At 41.8% G+C, this 22,230-nt stretch carries 16 protein-coding genes; 10 read left to right on the top strand and 6 right to left on the bottom strand.

Features of this window, described 5'->3' with window-relative positions; all coding sequences use genetic code 11:
• Positions 1 to 329 precede the first annotated feature (329 nt).
• The 3 genes from B4A24_RS10225 to B4A24_RS10215 are packed head-to-tail and all read left to right on the top strand — an operon-like array spanning position 330 to position 7,485.
• Positions 330 to 2,888, top strand: a complete 2,559-nt coding sequence (locus B4A24_RS10225; RefSeq protein ID WP_293944713.1) for a TlpA family protein disulfide reductase — start codon at positions 330 to 332, stop codon at positions 2,886 to 2,888.
• Positions 2,889 to 2,890: 2 nt separating this feature from the next.
• Positions 2,891 to 6,112 (top strand): SusC/RagA family TonB-linked outer membrane protein, encoded by a 3,222-nt coding sequence (locus tag B4A24_RS10220; protein WP_293944712.1) that lies wholly within the window; start codon positions 2,891 to 2,893, stop codon positions 6,110 to 6,112.
• Between the two features lie 11 nt (positions 6,113 to 6,123).
• On the top strand, positions 6,124 to 7,485 hold the full coding sequence (locus B4A24_RS10215; RefSeq protein WP_293944711.1) for a RagB/SusD family nutrient uptake outer membrane protein: 1,362 nt from the start codon (positions 6,124 to 6,126) through the stop codon (positions 7,483 to 7,485).
• A gap of 78 nt (positions 7,486 to 7,563) precedes the next feature.
• Here the strand turns inward: B4A24_RS10215 and B4A24_RS10210 are convergent, their stop codons facing one another.
• From B4A24_RS10210 to B4A24_RS10195, 4 genes are all read right to left on the bottom strand, one after another.
• Positions 7,564 to 7,929 (bottom strand): hypothetical protein, encoded by a 366-nt coding sequence (locus tag B4A24_RS10210; protein WP_293944710.1) that lies wholly within the window; start codon positions 7,927 to 7,929, stop codon positions 7,564 to 7,566.
• A gap of 26 nt (positions 7,930 to 7,955) precedes the next feature.
• Positions 7,956 to 8,672 (bottom strand): MauE/DoxX family redox-associated membrane protein, encoded by a 717-nt coding sequence (locus B4A24_RS10205; protein ID WP_293944709.1) that lies wholly within the window; start codon positions 8,670 to 8,672, stop codon positions 7,956 to 7,958.
• A 398-nt stretch (positions 8,673 to 9,070) separates the two neighbouring features.
• Positions 9,071 to 10,162, bottom strand: coding sequence for a hypothetical protein (locus B4A24_RS10200; RefSeq protein WP_293944708.1), 1,092 nt, complete (start codon positions 10,160 to 10,162; stop codon positions 9,071 to 9,073).
• A complete protein-coding gene (locus B4A24_RS10195; RefSeq protein ID WP_293944707.1) occupies positions 10,159 to 10,854 on the bottom strand; it encodes a hypothetical protein in 696 nt (231 codons plus the stop codon). Before B4A24_RS10195 ends, B4A24_RS10200 begins: the two co-directional genes overlap by 4 nt.
• 366 nt (positions 10,855 to 11,220) lie before the next feature.
• Here B4A24_RS10195 and B4A24_RS10190 point away from each other — a divergent pair, with 366 nt between their 5' ends.
• Together B4A24_RS10190 and B4A24_RS10185 are read left to right on the top strand one after the other, a co-directional pair.
• Positions 11,221 to 12,273 carry a hypothetical protein gene (locus B4A24_RS10190; protein WP_293944706.1) on the top strand — a complete coding sequence of 351 codons (1,053 nt, stop codon included), beginning with the start codon at positions 11,221 to 11,223 and terminating at the stop codon, positions 12,271 to 12,273.
• A gap of 16 nt (positions 12,274 to 12,289) precedes the next feature.
• Positions 12,290 to 12,583, top strand: a complete 294-nt coding sequence (locus B4A24_RS10185; protein ID WP_120259802.1) for a hypothetical protein — start codon at positions 12,290 to 12,292, stop codon at positions 12,581 to 12,583.
• Between the two features lie 93 nt (positions 12,584 to 12,676).
• On the opposite strand, the gene B4A24_RS10180 is transcribed toward B4A24_RS10185, so the two are convergent.
• Complete coding sequence (locus B4A24_RS10180) at positions 12,677 to 13,027, bottom strand: DUF3024 domain-containing protein (protein ID WP_293944705.1); 351 nt, start codon at positions 13,025 to 13,027, stop codon at positions 12,677 to 12,679.
• 200 nt (positions 13,028 to 13,227) lie between these two features.
• On the opposite strand from B4A24_RS10180, the gene B4A24_RS10175 reads away from it, so the two are divergent.
• Together B4A24_RS10175 and B4A24_RS10170 are read left to right on the top strand one after the other, a co-directional pair.
• Entirely contained in the window at positions 13,228 to 13,782 is a 555-nt protein-coding gene (locus tag B4A24_RS10175; protein WP_293944703.1) for a TetR/AcrR family transcriptional regulator, read from the top strand.
• 76 nt (positions 13,783 to 13,858) lie between these two features.
• Positions 13,859 to 14,614, top strand: a complete 756-nt coding sequence (locus tag B4A24_RS10170) for an SDR family oxidoreductase (protein WP_293944701.1) — start codon at positions 13,859 to 13,861, stop codon at positions 14,612 to 14,614.
• A gap of 58 nt (positions 14,615 to 14,672) precedes the next feature.
• Here the strand turns inward: B4A24_RS10170 and B4A24_RS10165 are convergent, their stop codons facing one another.
• A complete protein-coding gene (locus B4A24_RS10165) occupies positions 14,673 to 16,532 on the bottom strand; it encodes a PAS domain-containing sensor histidine kinase (RefSeq protein ID WP_293944699.1) in 1,860 nt (619 codons plus the stop codon).
• Between the two features lie 315 nt (positions 16,533 to 16,847).
• On the opposite strand from B4A24_RS10165, the gene B4A24_RS10160 reads away from it, so the two are divergent.
• From B4A24_RS10160 to B4A24_RS10150, 3 genes are all read left to right on the top strand, one after another.
• Positions 16,848 to 17,447, top strand: coding sequence for an RNA polymerase sigma factor (locus B4A24_RS10160; protein WP_288811659.1), 600 nt, complete (start codon positions 16,848 to 16,850; stop codon positions 17,445 to 17,447).
• Between the two features lie 107 nt (positions 17,448 to 17,554).
• Complete coding sequence (locus B4A24_RS10155; protein WP_293944697.1) at positions 17,555 to 18,745, top strand: FecR family protein; 1,191 nt, start codon at positions 17,555 to 17,557, stop codon at positions 18,743 to 18,745.
• Positions 18,746 to 18,879: 134 nt separating this feature from the next.
• The gene (locus B4A24_RS10150; protein ID WP_293944695.1) at positions 18,880 to 22,230 is read left to right on the top strand and encodes a SusC/RagA family TonB-linked outer membrane protein; all 3,351 of its coding nucleotides are present in this window, start codon (positions 18,880 to 18,882) and stop codon (positions 22,228 to 22,230) included.

The raw sequence follows: 22,230 nt of genomic DNA, 5'->3' as shown, positions 1-22,230 counted from the left end.
TTGGATGTCACGCCATTGCTGTTTCTAACATCTGCCAAAAGACTCGTTTTTATAAACAAACGAGTTATGAACAAAAAGCAACAATCAAAGAACATCATCACTGCCCCCGAGTAGCTCGGCGACCAAAGTCATACAATGACTTTTTTGCTGCTGAAGACGTATCGAACCAATTATATATTTGCAACTGTCATTTAACGTCTTGCGCTTCCCGCATTTACAACAATTTTTTTATTTGTGACCTAAGCTAGGCTTAGGAGCAAGAGGATACGTTTGTAAGTATCAGTAAAAAGAACCGTGTCAGCAGGTCACAGCCCTCAACACCTTTAAAAATGAACAGTTTTTACAAGGGTGGGAGAGAACTGCCTACTGGACAAGATTCCTCTTACTCAAACCAAATTAAATCCAAAAAATTATGGCCTCTGGCCTTTAAATTAGTAGTGCTTTTTAGGCTATATTTTACCAGCATATTTCCAGTACGGACAAAGCACTCCTTAAGCACAGATATAGTACTATTTACGCAAATGTTGCGTAAGCATATTTACAAAGGAAAAACGTGCTATCAAAGTGCTTTTCTGCTGCTATATACATACTTGATTATTGGAAGTAAGCTAACAACAGAAAAGTTGATACAGAAGTTTACAAGACCAAGGTTTTCTTCGGCTGGTCTTCGAAGGCTGTTCGACAGTTCTTCGAACCTGCTTCGAGACTGCGTCGCCCCTTCTTCGGGGTTGCTTCGGCTGCTGTTCGACTGCCCTTCGAGTGCGAGCCGAAGCCCACTCGAAGCGGAGCCGAAGCCGAGTCGAAGCGTAGCCGAACATGTCTCGAACGAGTCCCGAAGAAGACCCGAAACGGAGTCGAAGCCTGGCCGAAGAGCCAAAGTTGTTGCGATACCGATTCGATTACGTCTATATTTTACCTACATCTGCCAAGCACTTGCCAGATACTCTGACAGATCATACTGTAAGAGTACTGGTCGGGTGCTGACTAATGGAGCCGTACCACCTTCGGACTTTCTTTTGACCAATACCCTATCAACACCTTACTTTATTCTGCCTAGCCATTGGTTTTGCATTACTTTTCCTTTGGCTTTGTTCGGTAGCGCCCCGAGAAAAACCAACGTATCACCCGAACAGCACTCGAAGAGCGGACGAAGTTGGTCAGGAGTTGGTAGGTACTTAAGTGGTCTATTCCCTGCCACTAAAGGTATCATTGATTCACGGTTTAGCTACCGGGAGTGTACTGAGAGTGTACTGAAAAGGTACTGGAAAGGTACTAAAGAGCTACTAAAGAGGTACCGGGAGGCTACCAAACAGATACAGGCTTTCGGTAGCTTTCTGGTAAACTTCAGGTATAAGCTTGGAAGTGCATCGGAAATGCGTGCAAAAATGCGGAATACAGATATGGTAAGTGGAGGAGATGGATGCCGTTTGAAATCAGAGGGTTTACAGGTGTTCTGTGGCACTCGAGTGTATGGGAATGAGTATTTAGTTGTTCAAAAGAAAACAAGTGCTCAGAAGGCTTTAAAATACTTTTCAGTAGTTGCAGGTTACGGAAAGGGATATCGTATGTCTCTGACATGCCTGCTCTTAATGATAGTTTCTATGTTTAGTTTATCGGCTCAGACGCCCCGCAAGGACAGCGGGGCCGATGGGCTATCCGAGATTAAGCCGCTTGGAATAGGGGATACTATCCCTCAAAGCCTCTGGGACCTCAAAATGCCTGTTTACAATGACAGTAAAGGGAGATCATCAATTTCTCTGAGTGATTATCAGGATAATAAACTGATTATCGTAGATTTTTGGGCTACTTGGTGTACCAATTGTCTCGAAAGCTTTCCTAAATTGGATCAGCTGAAGGCTACTTTCAAAAATGAGTTTGACGTGCTGCTAGTCAACTGCAAACGAACGCGCGATGATCAGGCACGAATTGATAAGGTGCTCACAAAATATAAAAATTCTTATCAGCTCAATGTTCAGTTTCCGTATCTCATCGGAGATACTGTATTCAATGCTCTATTTCCTCATCGTGGACTACCGCATGTCGTGTGGATCGGAAACGACCGTGTCGTCAAAGCAATTACGTACACAACCGAGCTTCAGGAGGCCAATGTCCGCCAGATTTTGGATGGCAAGAAAGCGAATCTCTATATGAAGGACGATTTTAGGTATAAAGTCCAAGATAGTGTATCGTCGGATACGCTCAAATTATTCTCCTCTTACCTGAGCAAACGTAGGGAGGGGATCCGCGAAATGGGCGTCCAGATAAAAGAAAGAGGAAATGAAAAGGAATTTACGTTTCTTAATTCATCGATAGCCATGCGCATTTATGAATACTTGAGTGAATCGGGGCATCGTATAGACCGCAATCTCTGGGTATTTGAGAACAATGTAGGTAAGGAAATCCGTAGGAAACTCAAGACACCTCAGCGTTACATCGATGAATACTGTTATTTTTTGCGCTACCCGAAAGACCGCATAGATTTTGATCCGTACCGGAAAATGATCCATGATATTCAGGACAATTTTGGGGTTAGATGGGAAATCAGGAAAGAAGTGATCGATGTATGGCGTATTGACTCTACGCCGAAAGTCAGACAATTCAAAACCAAGGGCCAAATACCACTTGAAGCAATTGATGCCTTGAATAACAAGAAGTTTATTCAAAACTTGCCTCTCCGCAATAGTTTTCATGTATTGTCATGGTTGCTAAATAAACCTGTTCTGCTTGGCGATATTGAAAACATAAATGTTGATTTCGATCTGCCAGCGGATTTACTGGATCATAACGATGCACAGCTTTTGCATTTGTTTGAGCAGCTTGGAGCCAAGATAACTGTAGTGCCGCAGGAAGTGGAGTATGTTTATTTCTCAGCAGATAGGGGGATATAGGCATGAAAACATTCATATTAATAGTGTTATTCCTGATCATTTCAGGGGTAGCAAACTTTGCTATTGGACAAAACCTTAACTCTCAGGTAACGGGTCGGGTAATCAGTAGCGAAAATAAAAAGCCCATTGAAGGTGCCTCCATTATTCTCTTGGGAAAAAATAGCAAAACAAAATCCGATCAAGGGGGCCGATTTGTGATAGGAGTAAATCATGGTGACAGCGTATTGGTTAGCCATATTGGCTATCATAGTGAAACGATTTTATATAAATCGGGAACTTCAAGCCTGACCGTTGTGCTAGTACCTATGGCTAATGTATTGGATGAAGTGATGGTCAGTTCGGGCTACCAGCAGCTCCGCCCCAACGAAATGACAGGTTCCTTTCAGGTATTGGATAAAAAGACGCTCGACCAGCAGGTGGGGACCAACATGCTGGACCGTTTAAATAATCTGACACCGGGATTCCGAAAGGGGACTTTCGAATTTAAGCCCAATCGCAATGAAAAGCTTAATATTTCGATTCGGGGCCTTAGCACCATTGAGGCTTCTAAAGATCCTTTGATCGTACTCGATGGCTTTATTTATGAAGGAGATATCGATAATATCGATCCTAATAGCATTAATTCGGTTACTGTGCTCAAGGATGCCGCTGCCACTTCGATATGGGGTGCACGTGCTGGTAACGGTGTCATTGTGCTCACCAGTATCAACGGCGCCAATAAATTGCAAAAGACAACTGTCAATATTTCCCATACCATCACGACTAAACGCATAACGGATTATAGTAAATTATATCAGCCAGCTAATTTGGATTATATCTTGGCCGAACAGGAGCTTTTCAATGCGGGCTACTATGATGGGAGGATTGATCAGAGTCCATACCTTGCCTTGACGCCTACAGCCGAAGTTTTCCTGGCGCGGCGCAGGGGATTGATTTCGGTGCAGGACTCAATAGATAGGATTGCCAAACTATTGGCAATGGATGGTAAAGCGGCTTATAGAGATGCTTTTCTAAGTAATCCATTTTTACAACAGTCTTTTGCTAATATCGTTGGTGCTTCACCCGTGATAAGATATAACTTTGGTGTTGGTAATACCATGGATCTCTCTGAAAATAGGGCTAAAGACAATAAAATCAATCTTTACCTCAATAATTCATTTCACTGGAAGGACAAATTGGAGTTGAATCTCAATGTGAATTTTCTCACGCAGAAACAACGCAGTGGTACATCCGTATTTGATCAGTTTAAATATAGTGGCAAATATGTGCCTTTCTTCGAATTTATAAATTCGCAGGGTGAAGCATTGCCTTTTAATAAGGGCTACCGAGGCAATTATCTCAATGAACTGTATGGAGATAAACTGTTGGACTGGAATTATTACCCATTGCATGATTATGAGCTAGATCGTGCGACAACACGGAAAAATGAATTATATGCAGTCTTACAGGCTAAATATAATATCAAGCCTTACTTAACGGCAACCGTATCTTATCAATATCAGATCCAGCGAAAAGTAACGGAAAGGATCGCACAAGCGGAAAGTTATTATGCTCGGAATATGATCAATATTTTTTCCAGTATTGACCCGCAATCTGGTTTGGTATCACATCCGATTCCTATTGGAGGAATTTATGATCTTAACAATGGGGATATTAGTTCGTATACATGGAGAGGGCAACTGAATTTTAACCGATCATTCGGAGTTCATCATATCAATGGGATTTTAGGTGCAGAAATAAGAGAAGTATTATCAAAGGGTTCCACAAGTATTTCCTATGGTTATAGCGCTGATCCGATACGCACGAAAGTAGTGGATTACGCCAACTTCTATCCGACACTGCCTGCAGGCGGATTTTCCTCCATACAGGGAAATGTTTCGCTTATGAAATCCCTGAATCGTTTTGTGTCTCACTATGCAAATGTAGCGTATTTATTCAAGCAGCGCTACGGGTTCTCGGTCAGTATACGAAAGGATGGGGCTAACGTGTTCGGTGTAAATACCAATGATAAATTTAATCCATTTTGGTCGGTAGGCGCAAGCTGGCAGATCAGAAAGGAAAAGTTCGCTGACTGGAAGGCGGTAGATGCGCTGCAGCTGAGAGCCACCTACGGCTATAGCGGCAATATAGACCCTTCGCGAACTCCTCTTCCGGTTGCTGAAACGACCAGCGGACGATATACCAATTATCCTGCTTTTGTGATCAGCACCCTGAATGATCCATCTTTAAGGTGGGAAAAGGTGCGCACGTTAAATTTGGGACTGCAATTTGGACTTTTTAAAAGTAGAATCACGGGAAGCTTTGATTATTATGTGAAAAAGAGCACAGATCTCTATGGCAATTCATTAATTGATTATACAGTGTTTGGAAAGGCCAACACCACAGTAAAAAATAATGCTTCGATAGGAAGTCAGGGAGCTGAGTTGAACTTAACTGTCGAAGCCATCAGGACTCCGAGCTTTAGCTGGCGGCCTGCCGTGCTTCTAAGCTTGAATAAAAATAAAGTGCTGGAATATTACAATACCCAGTTTGGGCTCATCAATTTAGTTGGAAATGGCACGAGTACTATACCAATAGTTGGTAGGCCGCTCAATTCCATCGCTGCCTTTAATTGGGGCGGACTGGACGAACACGGTGATCCACAAGGATTCTTCGATGATGAGCTGTCGACCGATTATCAAAAAATCAGAAATTCAACAGTAGGGGAAACAGGCGATAATCAGACAATTGTATTTGTAGGATCTTCTGTCCCACAATTATTTGGAAATTTGATCAATACGTTTTCCTATAGGAATTTTGAGCTATCATTTAACCTTTCTTTTAAAGCGGATTACTATTTCAGTAAGCAAGCAACTACTAGTGGTAATTTTTATTTATATGGTAAAGCTTATTCAGATTACGATAAGAGATGGCAGTCCCCGGGAGACGAAAACTATACGCAAGTACCTCGGATAAAATATCCCATTGATGCGAATCGCGATGCTTTTTATCAGGAAAGTTCCGTCAATGTGCTGCAAGGGGATCATGTCCGTCTGGAATATATCAATCTCTCTTGGAGGAACCTGTGGCAGTTGGGTAGCAAAAAGTTAAATACCCGTTTGTTTTTCAATGCCAGTAATTTAGGGCTGATCTGGAAAAGAAATAAAGAAGGCATAGATCCTGATTTTCCTGGGCGGTTAACACCTAATCCTACTTATGCCATAGGGCTTAATGTCAGTTTTTAAATAAATAAATTATGAATATAAATTATAATGTAATCGGGCTGTTGGTGACTTTACTGTTCTTGTTTACTTTGCTGTCGTGCAGTAAGTTTCTAGAAGAAAAATCAAATTTCTCGCTTCAAAGTCCAAATACACTTGAAAGTCTACAAGGAATATTGGATAATTCGATTGATATGAACATGAATGTTCCTGTATTTGGAGATATCCATTCGGATGACTATTTCTTCACTGAAAAGGAATTTAATGCGGTGGATGATCAGTCGCGGGGATTTTATACTTGGTCAGGTTTTCCCTACAATTATCCGGATGATTGGGCGTTGATGTACGTTCCGGTATATCAGGTTAACGTGGTACTGGATGCATTACCAAAGATCGAAGGTGTAAAAAGTGAAAAAGATAGAATAAAAGGAGCGGCACTCTTTTATCGGGCTTACCAGTATTTGCAAGGAATGTGGGTGTACGCCAAGCCATGGGATCCACAGACTTCCGACATCGATCTTGGAATCGTATTGCGGCAGACCTCGGACCAGTCGGTACCTTCGAAACGCAGTACGGTATCAGCCTGTTACCGGCAGATAATCGGAGATTTAGTAACAGCTGCAGGATTACTTCCTGAACTCGCTGAATCGCCTATGCGACCATCAAAAATAGCCTGCTATGGGGCATTGAGTAGAACCTATCTCTCTATTGGAAAGTATGATAGTGCGTTCTACTATGTGGATAAGGCCTTAGCGATTAAGAAAGACTTGATTGACTATAATGACTTTTCCGCTACAGATTTGTTGAAACCTTATCCTTTATCTCGGTTGAACAAAGAGACCGTTTTTTATGCCCAGTTGACAACATCCTACCCTAATCTACATCCCAGCTATGGTCTCGTGGATACAACGCTGTGCGCAAGCTATGGGAATAATGATATTCGGAAAGCGCTGTTCTTTAAAGCTAGAAATGGATTCCATAGTTTTAAGGGCAATTATACGTCCGCTTTCAACCTATTCGGCGGAATGGCCGTCGATGAGCTATTTTTAATACGGGCAGAAACTAATATCCGAAGGGGAAATGTTGACCGTGGTTTGGATGATCTGAACACGTTACTGATCAAGCGAATAAAAAAGGGAGAATTCATCCCATACGTCGGTCTTGACCAAGAGAGTGCCCTCAAGTTGATAAAGAAAGAAAGGCGGAAAGAGTTACTGATGCGCGGGCTGCGATGGATGGATATCAAACGTTATAATAAATATGATGGCGAAAACCTTAAGTTGATGCGGTATATGAATGGAACCAGGTATGAGTTGGAGCCGAATTCAAATCGGTATGCTTTACCTTTGCCGACAGATATTATTCTGCTGACTGGGATAGAACAAAATTCCTTTTAACATTTAATGGAATGCCCCCGGAAAAATCGATCCGGGGGCACTCTTGCAGTCTAAACATATTAAAACTGCATTCCTCACCTATAACTTATTGATTGGGGATATAGGTTGGCTACTAGGATCACTTGCCGCTGTATTTTTCGACGGAATGAATTGCGAACCAACTGCATTCGCATTCAGTGTAATCCTGCTCGGATTTAAAGAACGAGAACCAGGGGTACCCGTAAGATCGGAAGCGTCGGCCTCCATGGCACAGGCTGCATTATTTCCAGACCCGCAGTCCTCATCATTTGTTTTTTCAGTCCAAAGTGATTGATTTTGCACATCTGATGAAGAACTGGTGCTTCCGTGAAAATAAAGTGTCACAGGAGCTAAACTTTTTCCTGCATAAGCCTCAGCACCTTTAAATGCTGAGAATCCGATAATCATGGCTCCTCCTAATATCATGTAGCCATAATTGTTTAAAAATTTGGTTAGCATGTTGCTACCCTCCTTTCTGTACTGCAGGCCAGAAATTGATTAGTGAAAGTGCTGGCCTGCAACTTTTTGGTAAATAATTGTCGGTACAGTTCTGTATACCGATCGTATCCGTATGCCAGGCTGCCTACTATAGGCCTACTGACGTCGTTATGTGCTGGATAATAATAGAGACTGTCTGGTGCATACCACATATCTTTTGACTTTGTATAGTGGATGTTCCTGTGGCTGATGGCTCCCATTGCCACGAAGCCAATTAGAAATAGTGCGATGTTTGTTTTGCCGGTCAATGCGCACTCGCCATATTTGGCTATTCTCCGATGCAGTACCAATCCTATGATAGAAAGGCCAAGAATCAGGATATTTATCAATAGATGTGCAGTCCAGGAGATACCACTCAGAAAGCTCGTGCACATACAGGGTTTCTGTGCATAGACATTCAATACGCCTAATCCAATATAGATCGTAAAAACGATGATCAATAGGGTGGAGGCTCTCCATCCCCATGCACGTAGCCGGGCTACTGGCATGGCTAGCAATATCCCTACACCGATTTCCATCAGCGGAAGTAACCAAAAGAGTATCGGAGCCAGATAACTGATTACTGGCTGCTGCTCGAGGGCGATCCGAAATGCGCCCAGCTGCCAGATCTTGTCTATGCCTACATAGATCCAAAACAGGATCATTACCGCTCGAAGGATCTTATATATCATGCTGCTTGTTTTATTCGCTTCCATAGTTCTAATTATTTGTACTGTGTCATTTATTATTTTTCGTTTTTCTTTAAAAACAGGGCGCCGTACCTGCCCCTCCATTAGGTACAGCGGCCTGCCTGAGCGTCAGCATCTACTTTCTCGTACGCCTTAAATCAAAGGTAGCGCAGATAATAGCGCTTCGCAGGGGTAGTATTTCATGCTCATCATTCCTGCAAATAGGCTTTAAACAAGTTTCAGGAAAGGGAAGGGGGTACCATGGGTAAAATGCTTGCAAATATGCCGAAAGGGACTATGGGGGCAGGAAATTATCTTAGCCACTATTTATGGCAGTAGGATAAGGGGCAATTGCAGGGGTAGTGGGTGAATACCCCTACTTTTTATGATTTTTCTTTTTTTTACCTTTTTAAATCCGGGAATAGCTCGCGCAGTTCTGCCTGCATGTTGTTTAATGTCCGGAGAATACGCACGGCAGCAGCATACTCCACACTTTTATCCATTTTGGTCAGGGTATGTGGCGTCAGCAGGATACCTTCTTTGGTCTTGATGAGTTTTGAAAACTCCGCAGCGACCTCCTTTTTCTCAGACGAACGCGTAATATTGGCTTTTACGCACAAATGTAACCAGAGCTTGAGCTCCTTGCCATTGAAATTGCTGTGTATAAATTGTTCTTCATCTTTTTCTGATGATGTCTGCTGAGACTGGGATAGCTCCGTTTGCACATATTCGCACATCAGTTTAAGTAGACTACTACGGTTACTATCGTATGCAAAGTCCCGTATGCAGGAGAAATGTTTTGGAAACCGTAATAAATTTTCCATAAAAATGGGATCGGTCTGATAAAACTCTTTCCAACGATTGAAAAATCCCATATGGTTAAAATTGAAATTGATCATCAGGATCAAAAAGCGGCAATGCCAGTTTTTTCTCTGTCGGTTATCTTCGGCCAGTTGCGCTAGTGCATCCAGCAACTGTATCAGATATTCCTGATGGCGGTACTGGATATAAGGAATCTTGCCCTCCTCAAATAGGCTGTCGATGGCCGAATGGATTTCATGGAGATAGACCAGTGGAATATTCTTTTTCGCCAGCCGATCAAAAATAGCTGGTATGCGATTGTAGACATAGGTACTGATCTTGTCCCGGTAATGGCTGGGCAGGTTGGTCGTGGGATCGATATCATTTTTAAATAAAAATTCAATACGCTCCAGCAGTTCCTCCAATGAAGTTAACGCACTCCGGTCTTCAATACCTTTCTCAGTACAGAATGCCGTCAGCTTTTGGTGTAGCCAGAGCAACTGTATATGATATAAACGTACGGCATTGCTGGCTCTGTCTATATTGCCAGCCTCTCTGTGGGCATGTAGTGCTAACGGGAAATTGTCCGAACAAGCTACCGATATACTGTATAGCCTTGCTGGTATCTCGGTCGGATCGACACGATGTAATGTTTCGATCATCAGGGTGAGCTGGTATAGACTTACAATCATTGGTACCTCCTTTTGATATCTTTGTGGTACCAAGGCCAACCGTATACACCGGGATGCAGCTGGAGATTGAGCTTATCGCCTTCTTTTGCTTTTTCATAAAGTTTGGGATGTACGTCCATCGGTAGCTGATATTGTCGTCCTTCGTAAGAAAAAGAAAGTAGGAGCTCATGGATATCACAGCACAGAGGACATTTCTGAACGACAACAGCCGTAATCTGTACATTCTTGGCCTCCGCTGTATGCTGGCAATTATTGAGGATCAGAACCATGCGGATATACCAGGTACAGGCAATAAGCATAATGGGAAACTGGACGGTATATAGTTTTACGATATTCACATGCTTGAACAGTAGGATATTAGCCGCGGCACAACAGAGTAGCGCAGCAGGAAGGGCATGTATAAAAGCTGGTCCAAAGGGCTGTGAGCTGAGCAGTAGCTCATAGGGCATACGGTCAAATAGTGCAATGCTGCTGATCTGGATGCAGATAAAGAAAACAAAGAATAACTGGAGTACCACGCTTTGATTACGGATCTCTAAAAAAGGTATAAATAGTACAAGGACACCTATGCTATATACTCTTAATGGGAATGTTGGTGCAATGAATAGACCATATAAGGTAACGAGGACCGCTACACAGATCAGGATGTAATTGCGGGTGAACCGTTGTATCGTTGGCTTTGGGGTTTCCATACGCGTGGTTTTTAATATCAGTAAATTGCTGTATGCTAAAATTACCTATAAAGGGGCTTATTCTGCCTGAAGATCATCTTTATTTCAACAAGCACATGTTTTCTACATTAAAGCATGTCTTTTTGCAACGAAGGATATTATCTGTACAATAAAGTACTAAATTTTCCTGTTTTGGCGTATTTTATTGACTTGCAAAAATCGGGTATGGGGGTAGTATTTCTACTTTTATGGACTGATTATTAAAATATTGACTAAATTTATAATATAAAATTCCTATTTGAAAGAAATTTTTGCTGGATTAAAATCTAACCTATTTTTTATCTATGAGATCGGTAAGGGTTTTTGTCCTATATATAAACGTAGATTATGGAAAGTATCCAACAGGTCAAGTATTCAAAAGATACGGAGGTGCATGTGCATTATCCGGATTTTATATGGGTATGCATTGCCTCGGTCCTTTTCGGGGGGATTTGTTGGTATATTGGTCACATCGCTGCGCTATCGGACTGGTTTGAGGATAGTCCCTTGATCTTGAGTTATCTATTCTATGTGATGATCATTGCTGTTGCGCTCTTTTACACGCGCACGATGATCAAGCTATTGGACAAGCGAAAAAGCTGGCTGCATAATTTTGGTGATCGTTTGGGGGCACAGTTTTTCTTTTGCGTTTTGTTGCCTACGATATTTTTATTTGCAATCATAAGACCCGTTGCCCCGCCCAAAAGCGAGTGGATATGGCTACCGCTCCTGGTGATCTTGGGCGGGATGTTGTTTTTTAATATGGGCTATGCGATCTTTTTTTATTCGTCCGTGTATCACAAAAGGGAGACTTATGTCGGGGAACTGGAAAAGCGAGTGGAGCATCTGGAACAAAGATTATCAGCGCAGAAAGAGCCGCAATCGGCACACTTGTCCGACACTCAGCTGGATGAAGAAGAGCCTTCCAAAACAGATGAGCAAGAAAAAGAAGGGGATATGACCGAAGAAATAGACCTCGCACTGTTGAAAGGAATGGATACGCTTGAGGAGGAATTTTTGCTAAACAACAGATACCTGACCAAAAAGATTATGTACAATGAGCTAGGTATATTTTTGTTCGAGAAGACCAATAATACGCCGATCGTCAAATTATTTTTGAATAGCGATATGAATGAGGGAATAGGCTGTGAGCAACGTAGTCTGAACGAAATTGTGCGCGATACGCGCGGCTTTGTACAGAAAATAGACCGGCATCACGCGATCCCATTGGATATGATTAAGGCCTGTTATCAATTGAAGGGCGGCCGGCTTCGGATTATTTTGCACGTACCGTTTGGAGATACAGACAGTTTTGTGGTTTCGTCGACCATCTCGCGTAGGATAAAAGACTGGGTAATGCTTCAGGTGCCTATTGAAAAGGATAATAGTACAAATCAATAATATTAAAATATTGGCTATGGAAAACCTAAAAAGTAACACTTGGAAATGCCGTGCCACGGGTAAAGTAGCATTTCCGTCGTTGATCGAAGCAAAATGGAGGATGATCAATTTTAAATTTATGACACGCATCAGGAATAAAGACGGCAAGCGTGTCAAACATCGCATGGGCAAACCGGCTTGCAAAAGGGCTTACTACTGTAAATTTTGTAAAGGGTACCACATCACCAAATGGGATAAAGGTCATTTCAAAAACTACAAAAATGTAGTGATGACTTGGGATATTGCTTCCTACCCATCGATTTCTTTCTGATGGATTTTCTATAACTGGCGTATTTGGCCGGCATTTTAGATAGCTAAAGAGCAGTCTATTTCCATGACATAGACTGCTTTTTGATATTAGCTTTTATCCGAAAAAACAGCCATAACCATCATGGCTGATCTCAGTCAGCAGCTCCTGCAGATGATCACTTGATGGTATAGCTTCGTAAGCCTCCCATTTACTGGAGGCTCGTCGCCAATAAAGCTTCCATTGCTTGCTAGATTTTACATATTTTATTTTCGCAAATTCGATATGTAGTATGTGAGCTGGATTATTCCATTGCGGGCGTATCTCAAACAATAAGGCAGTCTGTCCATCCCAGCTGTATCCAAAATCCAACTTCTTTCGCACCTCATCATCCTTTGGTCTTCTGGATTCGATAAAATTCCGGAGCTGCACCTCCACTATGGAGATGATGTCTTTGTTGTCTGTCATTTTTTATTTTAATCGTCTAATGTGCTTTGAGTCTTAAAGATAATATTTCTGCCTTTAGAGACATAGGAATACGTGAATATTTTTCGGTTTACGGAAGCGGCAGTGGGCTGCCCCTAGTTCGAGAATATACCTCATAAAATATGTTGTAATAGTTTATTCAGAAGATATTTTGTTAAATTTGCGACATTATTTAATTTAATTTGAAAAGAGAACAAATATTAAAAGCGGGCCTTAAACTCTTCGTAACCCAAGGGTTGCATGCAGTTACCATTGCCCAGATAGCAGCCGAAGCAAACGTGGGTATCGGTACCGTATACCGAAACTTTAATAGCAAGGAAGAGATCGTACAGCAAATCTGGATAACGCAGAAATCCGAGGAGTCTGCGTATATTTTCAACAAGTATACACAACAGGGCAGTCTCCGTAGCCAGTTTGATTTTCTTTGGGAAAGGGTGATTCGTTATTTTCTTGAGCACCCCCTGGAGTTTCAGTTTTCTTATCAATTTGCAGCATCACCGATCTTAACAAAAGAGATTCATGAAGTCGCCATGATGGACTTTCTGAAATTTGACGAATTGTATGCGATGGGCCTGGAGCAGAATTTGTTCAAGCCGTTAACCGCCAGACGCCTGCGGTTATTTACCTTTAGTACGATCAACGGATGGCTCTTGTGGGCCCTGGATGAAAAGATGGACATCGATGATGCTACAATAGCGCTGTTTTTACAAATGTGCTGGGACTCCATAAAGGCATAAAATTTTTTTTGATTAAAACTGACGGAATATTCCGTCAGTTTTTGTAGCTTTAATTATATATAAAAGAAAAAAGATTATGGCACACAACGATTTAAAAGGGAAAGTAGTCCTGATTGCTGGAGGTGGTAAAAACCTTGGCGGTTTATTAAGCAGAGATTTTGCAGCAAAAGGAGCAAAGCTGGCTATTCATTTTAATAGTGAAAGCTCAAAAGCAGAAAGTGAAAAAACATTGGCTGAGGTAAAGGCCTTAGGTGCTGAAGCATTTTTATTTCAGGGAGACTTGACTCAGGTAGATAATATCACTAAGTTTTTTGATGAAACCATAAAGACTTTCGGTGGAATTGATATCGCTATCAACACCGTGGGTATGGTTTTGAAAAAGCCATTTGTGGAAACGACAGAGGCTGAATATGATACCATGTTCGGGATCAATTCAAAATCGGCGTATTTCTTCCTACAGGAAGCGGGCAAGAAAGTGAATGATCACGGTAAAATCTGTACGATTGTGACTTCCTTGCTGGCTGCATATACCGGATTGTATTCAACGTATGCAGGCGCTAAGGCTCCGGTAGAGCATTTTACAAGAGCGGCTTCCAAAGAATTTGGCAGTAGGGGCATCTCTGTGACGGCAGTAGCTCCGGGGCCGATGGATACACCTTTCTTTTACGGACAGGAGAGTGATGATGCAGTAGCCTACCACAAATCTGCGTCGGCATTGGGTGGACTGACAGATATCAAAGATATCGCGCCTTTGGTCGAGTTCTTGGTAACGGATGGTTGGTGGATCACCGGGCAGACTATTTTTGCCAACGGTGGGTATACCACACGATAGTAGTTGATCAGATAATGGATAATGGTAATTTTAAATAAAATCCGTTATCCATTATTACTTATTGCTCATTTTTCGGTAGTAAAAAGGAGAAGGTCGAGCCTTTACCGAGTTCACTTTCCACCTCAATTTTTGAGTCGTGATAGTTGAGGATTTCGGCAACGATATAGAGGCCGATGCCAAAACCTGAAATACTTGCAAGGGTGTCGTTTTCAACACGATAAAAGCGTTCAAATAATTTTTTCTGATCGGATTTGCTTATCCCGACGCCCTCATCACTGACATAGATCTTTAAATGATCGTCAAAATCCTCACAGCCTATTGTTACCTTCCCACCTTCGGGAGAGTATTTTATGGCATTACTGACCAGATTGTTCAGCACCTGACCAATTTTATCGCGATCTGCATAGACCATATGTGAATTGTCACAGACAAGTTGGATGTGGTGCTGCTCGGTCATAAAAGATGCTTCTTCCTTGATCTCTTGTAGGAGGCCGTCAAGTGGCACCATTTCTTTTCGGAGCTGTATTTTACTTTCTTCGATACGGGCCAAGCTCAGGAAGTCGCGAATCATTGCCGACATACGCCCCGTATGGCCTTCAATTTTCTGGGCCATTTTAGCTGCCAAATCATTTTCGCTTTTACGGCTCATTCTTTGCATGACCTGCGCGCAGAGTAAAATTGATGTAAGCGGTGTTTTCAATTCATGGCTGACCATGGAGATAAAGTCATTTTTCTTTTGCTCCTCTTGTACCTTGTATGTAATATCACGCGCAATCTTTGATATTCCGGTGATTTGGCCAGCTGTATTTTTTATTGGGGAAATCGTAAGCGATACATCGATCAATTTCCCACCCTTGGTCTTCCGTTTGGTTTCAAGATGCCGGATAGATTCGCCCGATCTCAATTGCTCTAAAATGAAGTCTTCCTCATGCCAGCGATCTTCGGGAATAACTTTTAAAATTGACTGGCCAATCATTTCTTGTGCCGAAAAACCAAATACCTGTTCTGCGGCATCATTCCAGCTCGTGACAATGCCTTCCAATGTTTTGCCGACAATGGCATCATAAGACGAATTGACGATGGCTACCAACTGGGCATTATTTTCCTCAGCTTCTTTTCTTTCGGTAACGTCCAGGATGGAACCAATTATTCTATTGAGCGTGGTGCTGCCTTCAAAATGAGCTGTTCCCCGAACTTCAATCCAGGAAGGCACAGTTTGTCCTGCTTTTAGTACCCTGCAGGTAAAACTGAAATTTTCATCGGCCGTGGCGTTTTGTAAATTGTGGAGCACCTGATCCACGATAACACGATCTTCAGGATAAATATGGTTCAAAATGGCATAGATACTATTTTCATCGAAGGTAAGCCCCAGCATTTGCTTTGCTTCTGGAGAAAAGTATATTTTTCCTGTTTCGAGCACCCAATCCCAGGTGCCTAGATCCGTTGCAGCTATGGCCATCCGTAACCGCTCTTCACTTTTTTTGAGGAGAAGTACAATTTTATTCTTTCGTCCTTCTTCGGCCACTCGTCGTTCCTCTTCTTCGATTAGCTTGGTAACGTCTTTCGTGAAACACCTGGAATAGATAAATTTGCCGTCGACCATTAAGGCATTTGAGCTGATATAGACATGCTTGATTGATCCATCCTTGCACTTAAGCCGGGCCGGAAAGTCACGCAGGGTCTCGTTATTTAATAGCCGCGTTAGTATTTCTTGTATTACGGATAGATCTGCATGGAAATCCCGGATTGGAAAGCCGATATATTCCTCTTTTCTATAGCCAAGTAAATCTAATTCGGCCTGATTGGCCCATATGATTATACCATTTCCATCAACACGGTGAAGGGGCACCGAACCATTTTCAATAAAATCGGATAGCTCGGCGATCTTTAGTTTTAGCGCATCTAGTTCGTTCTCCATTATGACAAAATCTCCATGTGTTATAAATCTAAAGTGAGTTAGAGGCTTTTTTAGTGGAATAAAGATAAGGATAATAAAGAAAATTTGAGCTATCTAACAAAATACAATTTGCAGTTTTTTGCCTGCTTTCAAAAAAAAAAACGTAGCGGGTCATATTAGTAAATTTGGTGGTATCTGCTTTTTCTTTTTTTCTGCGTTGAAGCAATAGTATAAATTTTATACCTCTTCGGAAAGGAAGTAATGTGGATTTAATTTGTAATGATTACATTTGGAAAACGGTCGTTTTAATTATTTACCAAAATTTTTTACCAACTTATGGGCTTGAATGTTATTGATAATGAAAAGCAAGTGATTATTGATTTAAAAAATGGAAGTTATGAAGCTTTTAATACCATCTATTATGCCAATCGCCAAGCCTTAGTTTACCATGCATTTAGATTTCTTAAATCGGAGGATCTGGTAGAGGAAGTGATCCAGGAGTTGTTTTCCAAATTGTGGGAAATAAAGGGAAAGTTGCAGGAAGATCGATCCATAAAACCATTGTTGACTAGGATCTTGAAAAATCTGATCATTGATTTTTTCAGAAAACTTAAATATGATGAAAGTGCCAAAGAAAAATTTATAATCCAGCTCGATCAATTCTATTCGCCCATCGAACTCGAAATTGCCGCCAAGGAGAAGAAAGAAATTTTAATGAATGCCTTGAGTAGGCTCCCGGCCTTACAACGTGAAATTTTTATCTTATTTAAATTGGAACAAAAGTCCTACAAGGAATTGGAAGAAATGTATGGGCTCACCAAGGCAGCGATCCACTCGTATATCTACCGTACCAATGTGTTTCTAAAATCGTATTTTCGTGACTTTGATAAAAATGATCTCATTCTGATTTTTCTTTGTCTGGATTTAATATCTTAATCACTTGTTTATTAGTTGCTTGTGTGTTTTGTTGATTTTTTAATAAAAAAGTTGAGCACTTTTTTGTTCCTGTCCGTATATATTACGACATAAGCAACAAAGCTGGAATGAATCAAAAGTTAAATGAAGCAGTAGATAGGCTGCTGTCAGGAAATATAAATAAAGATGAACTTGAACAGATCCTCAACGCGGTAGACCATCCGGATGAGCAGGATCAGTTAAAGGAATACATCGGACAGAAAATAGACGAACAGCTCCCTCACCATGCAGAAAACCGAATAGATCCCCTATTTTTAAATCGATTGGACGATCGGGTGTTGGTAATTCCAAGAATCAAAAAGATGCAGTCCAGGCCAAGAAGACTGGTTTATCGCAAATGGGTGGCTGCATTGATCATCTGTTGTGGTCTTTCCTATGTAGTGTATCAGCTGGATGTGTGGCATAAAATATGGCCTGGGGATCGTCAGGATATAACAGCGATCGCAGCTGCCACTCCGCAGTCTCGGCTAACCTGGGGTGAAGACCAGGTGGTTTCGCTCAATGCCTTGAAATTAGGGGATTCGGTGCCATTTCAGGGTGGACTGATCAGGCGTGCCGAAGCAGGGGTATTAACCTATGAGCGGGTTTCAAATAGATCCGAACAGGTAGAAATGCCGGTATCCATTTCGACAGGAATAGGAGACAGCTTTAAAATTGTATTGCCGGATGGAACAAAAGCCTGGTTGAATGCGCAGTCTACACTGGTATTTGCCTCCAACTTTGGCGAAAAATCTAGGACGGTCAAATCTGCGGGCGAAGTGTACTTTGAAGTTACCCCGGCAGCATTAGCCAATAACCAACCTTTCAGTGTACAGACGGATAAACAGACCATAACGGTGCTTGGAACCGCATTTAATGTAAAATCATATCCATCCCAGCCAATTGTTACCTCCCTTATAACCGGAAAAGTAAAATTGGATCTGGCCGGTCGTATGGTCGTACTTAAACCGGGTGACCAGGCAGTATTTGATCAGAAAAATCATAAAATTGACGTGCAGGATTTCGATCAGGCTACGGTGATTGACTGGAAGTCCGGTTATTTTATTTTTAAAGATACGCCCATCAGGGACGTTATAGCCAAATTGTCTAATTGGTATGGATTTCAGGTCAAAGAACTACCTAAACTGTCTGACGATATGTTGATAAACGCTAAAATTCGCCGGGATATTGATGTTAATAGTGTACTCAAAAGTATCGAAAAGATTGCGGCATGTAGCTTCTATATAGATGCGGATAAGGTACTTCGTCAACGTTACTAATTTTATTTTTACCACTTATTAAAAAATATGCCTATGAAAGATTACCAAATGTATTAATTTTTTAAAACGATTTAGCCTTGCGCTAAATTTATGAAATTCCAAAAACCTATTAACCCTAATTTATAAACCAAAACATGAATGTTTTAAAACAACAGCAATATTTAAAGCACAGGAATAGGCGTTTTTCAAATAAAGTGATCGGATCTGCCGTACTGGCCTTGAGTACGCTGCAGCTGATGGCCACCACTGTCGCCCAGACCATCTCCATTCATAAGGAGAAAGCAACAATCAATGAAATTTTGGAGGATATCCAAAGGCAGACCAATTACAGTTTTATTTATAATCCAAAGGATTTTAAAACGTTTGATAAAAAGAATGTACATTACCATAAAGCGGAGCTGCCACTTGTTCTCAATCAGCTTTTAGATAAGCAGGATATCGGATTTGAGATAAAATCAAACTTGATCACTTTATTTCCGCTCAAGGAACCCAAAAAGTCCAACTGGACTCAGCAGGATACAGTAACTATCCGTGGGCGTGTGACGGATGAATTTAACAACCCCATTGAAGCGGTATCTGTGGCGCTCAAAGGAACAAGTAAACAGACGAGTACAAACAAACAGGGGGAGTACTTTATGGATCTCCCCGCACTTCGTGGTGTCTTGACCTTTACCTATGTTGGGCATAAGGCTCAAGAAATACAGTTAGGTGCTCGGAAGCGGATTGATGTGACACTTGTCCAAGATTCGTCCAAATTGGAGGAGGTTGTAGTCGTCGGATTCGGTACGCAAAAAAAATTGACGACCATCGGTGCACAGTCTTCCATAACCCCCTCAGATCTCAAACAGCCCGTTGGCAATCTTTCCAATTTGATAGCAGGACGTGTAGCCGGTGTGATCGGTGTACAGCGTAGCGGCGAGCCTGGTTATGATGCCTCTAATATTTACATCAGAGGGATATCGACCTTTACAGGAAGTAGCCCGCTGATCTTGGTGGATGGGGTAGAACGCTCGCTCAATAACCTAGATCCAGAGGATATCGCTAATTTTACGATCCTCAAAGATGCCTCAGCAACCGCAGTATATGGTGTGAGAGGAGCGAATGGTGTCATCCTCATCGAAACAAAAAAAGGCGTGATCGGCGCACCAAAAGTAAATATTCAATATAACCAAGGGCTAACACAGTTTACGAAAGTCCCGCAATTCGCTGATGGTGTTACCTACCTAAAAATGGCCAATGAAGCTTACGCGAATACCAACCCGGGAAGGATGCCCCTTTATTCGGATGAAAAAATTCAGAATACGGCCAATGGCATCGACCCTGATCTGAACCCAAACGTAAATTGGTTAAATGAGATGTTTAATGATTTTGGGCAAAATCGAAGAGCCAACATGAACATCAATGGTGGATCTGAACGCACCAAATATTATGTGTCTTTCGGGTATTTCGATGAAAATGGATTGTACAAAACGGATGAGCTGGCGCAATATAATTCCAAAATAAAATTTACACGGTTTAATTTCACAAGTAATTTGTCCATGACCATCTTTAAAAATACCAAGGTAGACTTTGGTGCGATGGGCTATGTGACAAATGGTAATTATCCAGGAGTAAGCGCTAGCACCATATGGGACGCAGCCTATATTATGCCACCTACAGTTATCCCGGTTAAATATTCAAATGGTTACATCGCTATGCCTAGGGGTGAAGTGCGCAACCCTTATGATCTCTTAACACAAAGTGGTTATGTAAACAATATCACCAGCCAATTATGGTCCAACATCAAGATCACTCAACCCATGGATTTCTTGTTGAACGGCTTAAGCGCTTATGCGATGTTTTCTTTCGACAATAATAATACACATCAGATTTCGCGTACAAAAACGGTCGACACGTATTTTGCAACCCATCGTGACGCGGATGATAAATTGGTTTTTGAACAGACACGTATTGGTTCGAGCTATCTGGGATATAATCGTGCCAATGGTGGTAATAGGCAATTTTACCTGGAAGGTGGAGTCAACTATAACAAAGATTTTGGCAAACACAATGTTACAGGTATGATGATCTATAACCAGCGGGATTATGTGGATGCCTTTGCAGGTGATTTTATCTCTTCTATTCCTTTTCGCCTGCAAGGTATCGCGGCACGTGGTACCTGGGCATATGACGACCGCTATCTTGCAGAGGTCAACCTGGGGTATAATGGCGCGGAAAACTTTAAGGCTGGTAGCCGATTTGGCCTGTTTCCTTCCTATGGCATTGGATGGATCGTTTCGGGTGAGAAATTTTTTGATCCAATCAAGCAAACCGTTAACTTTTTCAAGCTAAGAGCTTCTTATGGTAAGGTAGGAAATAGTAATATCGGCGGTCGTCGGTTTGGCTATTTGGCGACGGTAACGGGCACCAATGGCTATTCTTTTGGCCAAACTACCGACAATTCCTACAACGGGCTTGATATCGGTGATTATCCGATTGATGTGACCTGGGAGGAAGCAAATAAGGCAAACTTTGGACTGGAAATGAAATTTTTAAATAATGCAATTTCACTCACTGCAGATTATTTCCTTGAAGACCGGACCGGAATTTTCCTGCAACGTGGCGATCTGCCTAACTATACCGGGATAAGAAACAGGCCTTACGGTAATTTGGGCGCAATATTTAACCGGGGGATTGATGGTACCTTGGAGCTTTCTAAAGCGCTGAGTAATGGTCTCTTTCTCCAATTTAGGGGCAACTTTGTCTGGAATAGAGCCATCATTAAAGAGGACTCTAATGCTCTTTGGCCTTATCCATGGCAACAACGAATCGGCCGTAAATTAGGCCAGCGTTTTGGAAAAACAGCTTTAGGGCTATTCCAGTCCGAAGAAGAGATTGCCAATAGCCCCAAACAAACGGGGAGCATTAAACCCGGTGATATTAAATATAAAGATTTCAACGGGGATGGCATCATCAATTCTTATGACGAAGGCCCTATTGGGTATGGATCAATGCCTGAAATTGTATATGGCTTCGGACCCTCTCTATCATTTAAAAATTGGTCTGTCGGTGCTTGGTTTAAAGGAATATCCAATGTGGATATAGCCACAAACGGAGAAGGGTTGCAGCCTTTTCAGAAAGAAGGCACCCGCGGAAATCTTTTTAGCAATATTGAAGATCGATGGACACCAGAAAAGAATCCAAGCAATCCAACCTATCCACGGCTAACTTATCCCTCTACAGTAAATAGTAACTATGAAAATAGTACCTGGTGGACAAAAAGCGGTGCTTTTATGCGTTTACAGAATGTCGAAATTAGCTATACTTTGAAAGATAAAGCCTGGATGAAAAAGATTGGCCTGGAAAACTTTAGAATCTATGGCATAGGCTATAACCTGGCCACATTTAGCAAATTTAAATTGTGGGATGTAGAATTGGGTGATGGAAAAGGAGCCATGTACCCACTGATCAAAACGTATAACATTGGTATTGATTGCCGTTTTTAA

The organism is Sphingobacterium sp. UBA7249, assembly GCF_002472835.1.
Lineage (GTDB): Bacteria > Bacteroidota > Bacteroidia > Sphingobacteriales > Sphingobacteriaceae > Sphingobacterium > Sphingobacterium prati.
This window is presented reverse-complemented; position numbering and strand designations above follow the sequence as displayed.

Excerpts from the sequence above, each read along its gene's own strand:
- B4A24_RS10225 (WP_293944713.1), top strand. The coding sequence starts at position 330 with ATGAACAGTTTTTACAAGGGTGGGAGAGAACTGCCTACTGGACAAGAT.
- B4A24_RS10220 (WP_293944712.1), top strand. The coding sequence starts at position 2,891 with ATGAAAACATTCATATTAATAGTGTTATTCCTGATCATTTCAGGGGTA.
- B4A24_RS10215 (WP_293944711.1), top strand. The coding sequence starts at position 6,124 with ATGAATATAAATTATAATGTAATCGGGCTGTTGGTGACTTTACTGTTC.
- B4A24_RS10210 (WP_293944710.1), bottom strand. The coding sequence starts at position 7,929 with ATGATATTAGGAGGAGCCATGATTATCGGATTCTCAGCATTTAAAGGT.
- B4A24_RS10205 (WP_293944709.1), bottom strand. The coding sequence starts at position 8,672 with ATGATATATAAGATCCTTCGAGCGGTAATGATCCTGTTTTGGATCTAT.
- B4A24_RS10200 (WP_293944708.1), bottom strand. The coding sequence starts at position 10,162 with ATGATTGTAAGTCTATACCAGCTCACCCTGATGATCGAAACATTACAT.
- B4A24_RS10195 (WP_293944707.1), bottom strand. The coding sequence starts at position 10,854 with ATGGAAACCCCAAAGCCAACGATACAACGGTTCACCCGCAATTACATC.
- B4A24_RS10190 (WP_293944706.1), top strand. The coding sequence starts at position 11,221 with ATGGAAAGTATCCAACAGGTCAAGTATTCAAAAGATACGGAGGTGCAT.
- B4A24_RS10185 (WP_120259802.1), top strand. The coding sequence starts at position 12,290 with ATGGAAAACCTAAAAAGTAACACTTGGAAATGCCGTGCCACGGGTAAA.
- B4A24_RS10180 (WP_293944705.1), bottom strand. The coding sequence starts at position 13,027 with ATGACAGACAACAAAGACATCATCTCCATAGTGGAGGTGCAGCTCCGG.
- B4A24_RS10170 (WP_293944701.1), top strand. The coding sequence starts at position 13,859 with ATGGCACACAACGATTTAAAAGGGAAAGTAGTCCTGATTGCTGGAGGT.
- B4A24_RS10165 (WP_293944699.1), bottom strand. The coding sequence starts at position 16,532 with ATGGAGAACGAACTAGATGCGCTAAAACTAAAGATCGCCGAGCTATCC.
- B4A24_RS10160 (WP_288811659.1), top strand. The coding sequence starts at position 16,848 with ATGGGCTTGAATGTTATTGATAATGAAAAGCAAGTGATTATTGATTTA.
- B4A24_RS10155 (WP_293944697.1), top strand. The coding sequence starts at position 17,555 with ATGAATCAAAAGTTAAATGAAGCAGTAGATAGGCTGCTGTCAGGAAAT.
- B4A24_RS10150 (WP_293944695.1), top strand. The coding sequence starts at position 18,880 with ATGAATGTTTTAAAACAACAGCAATATTTAAAGCACAGGAATAGGCGT.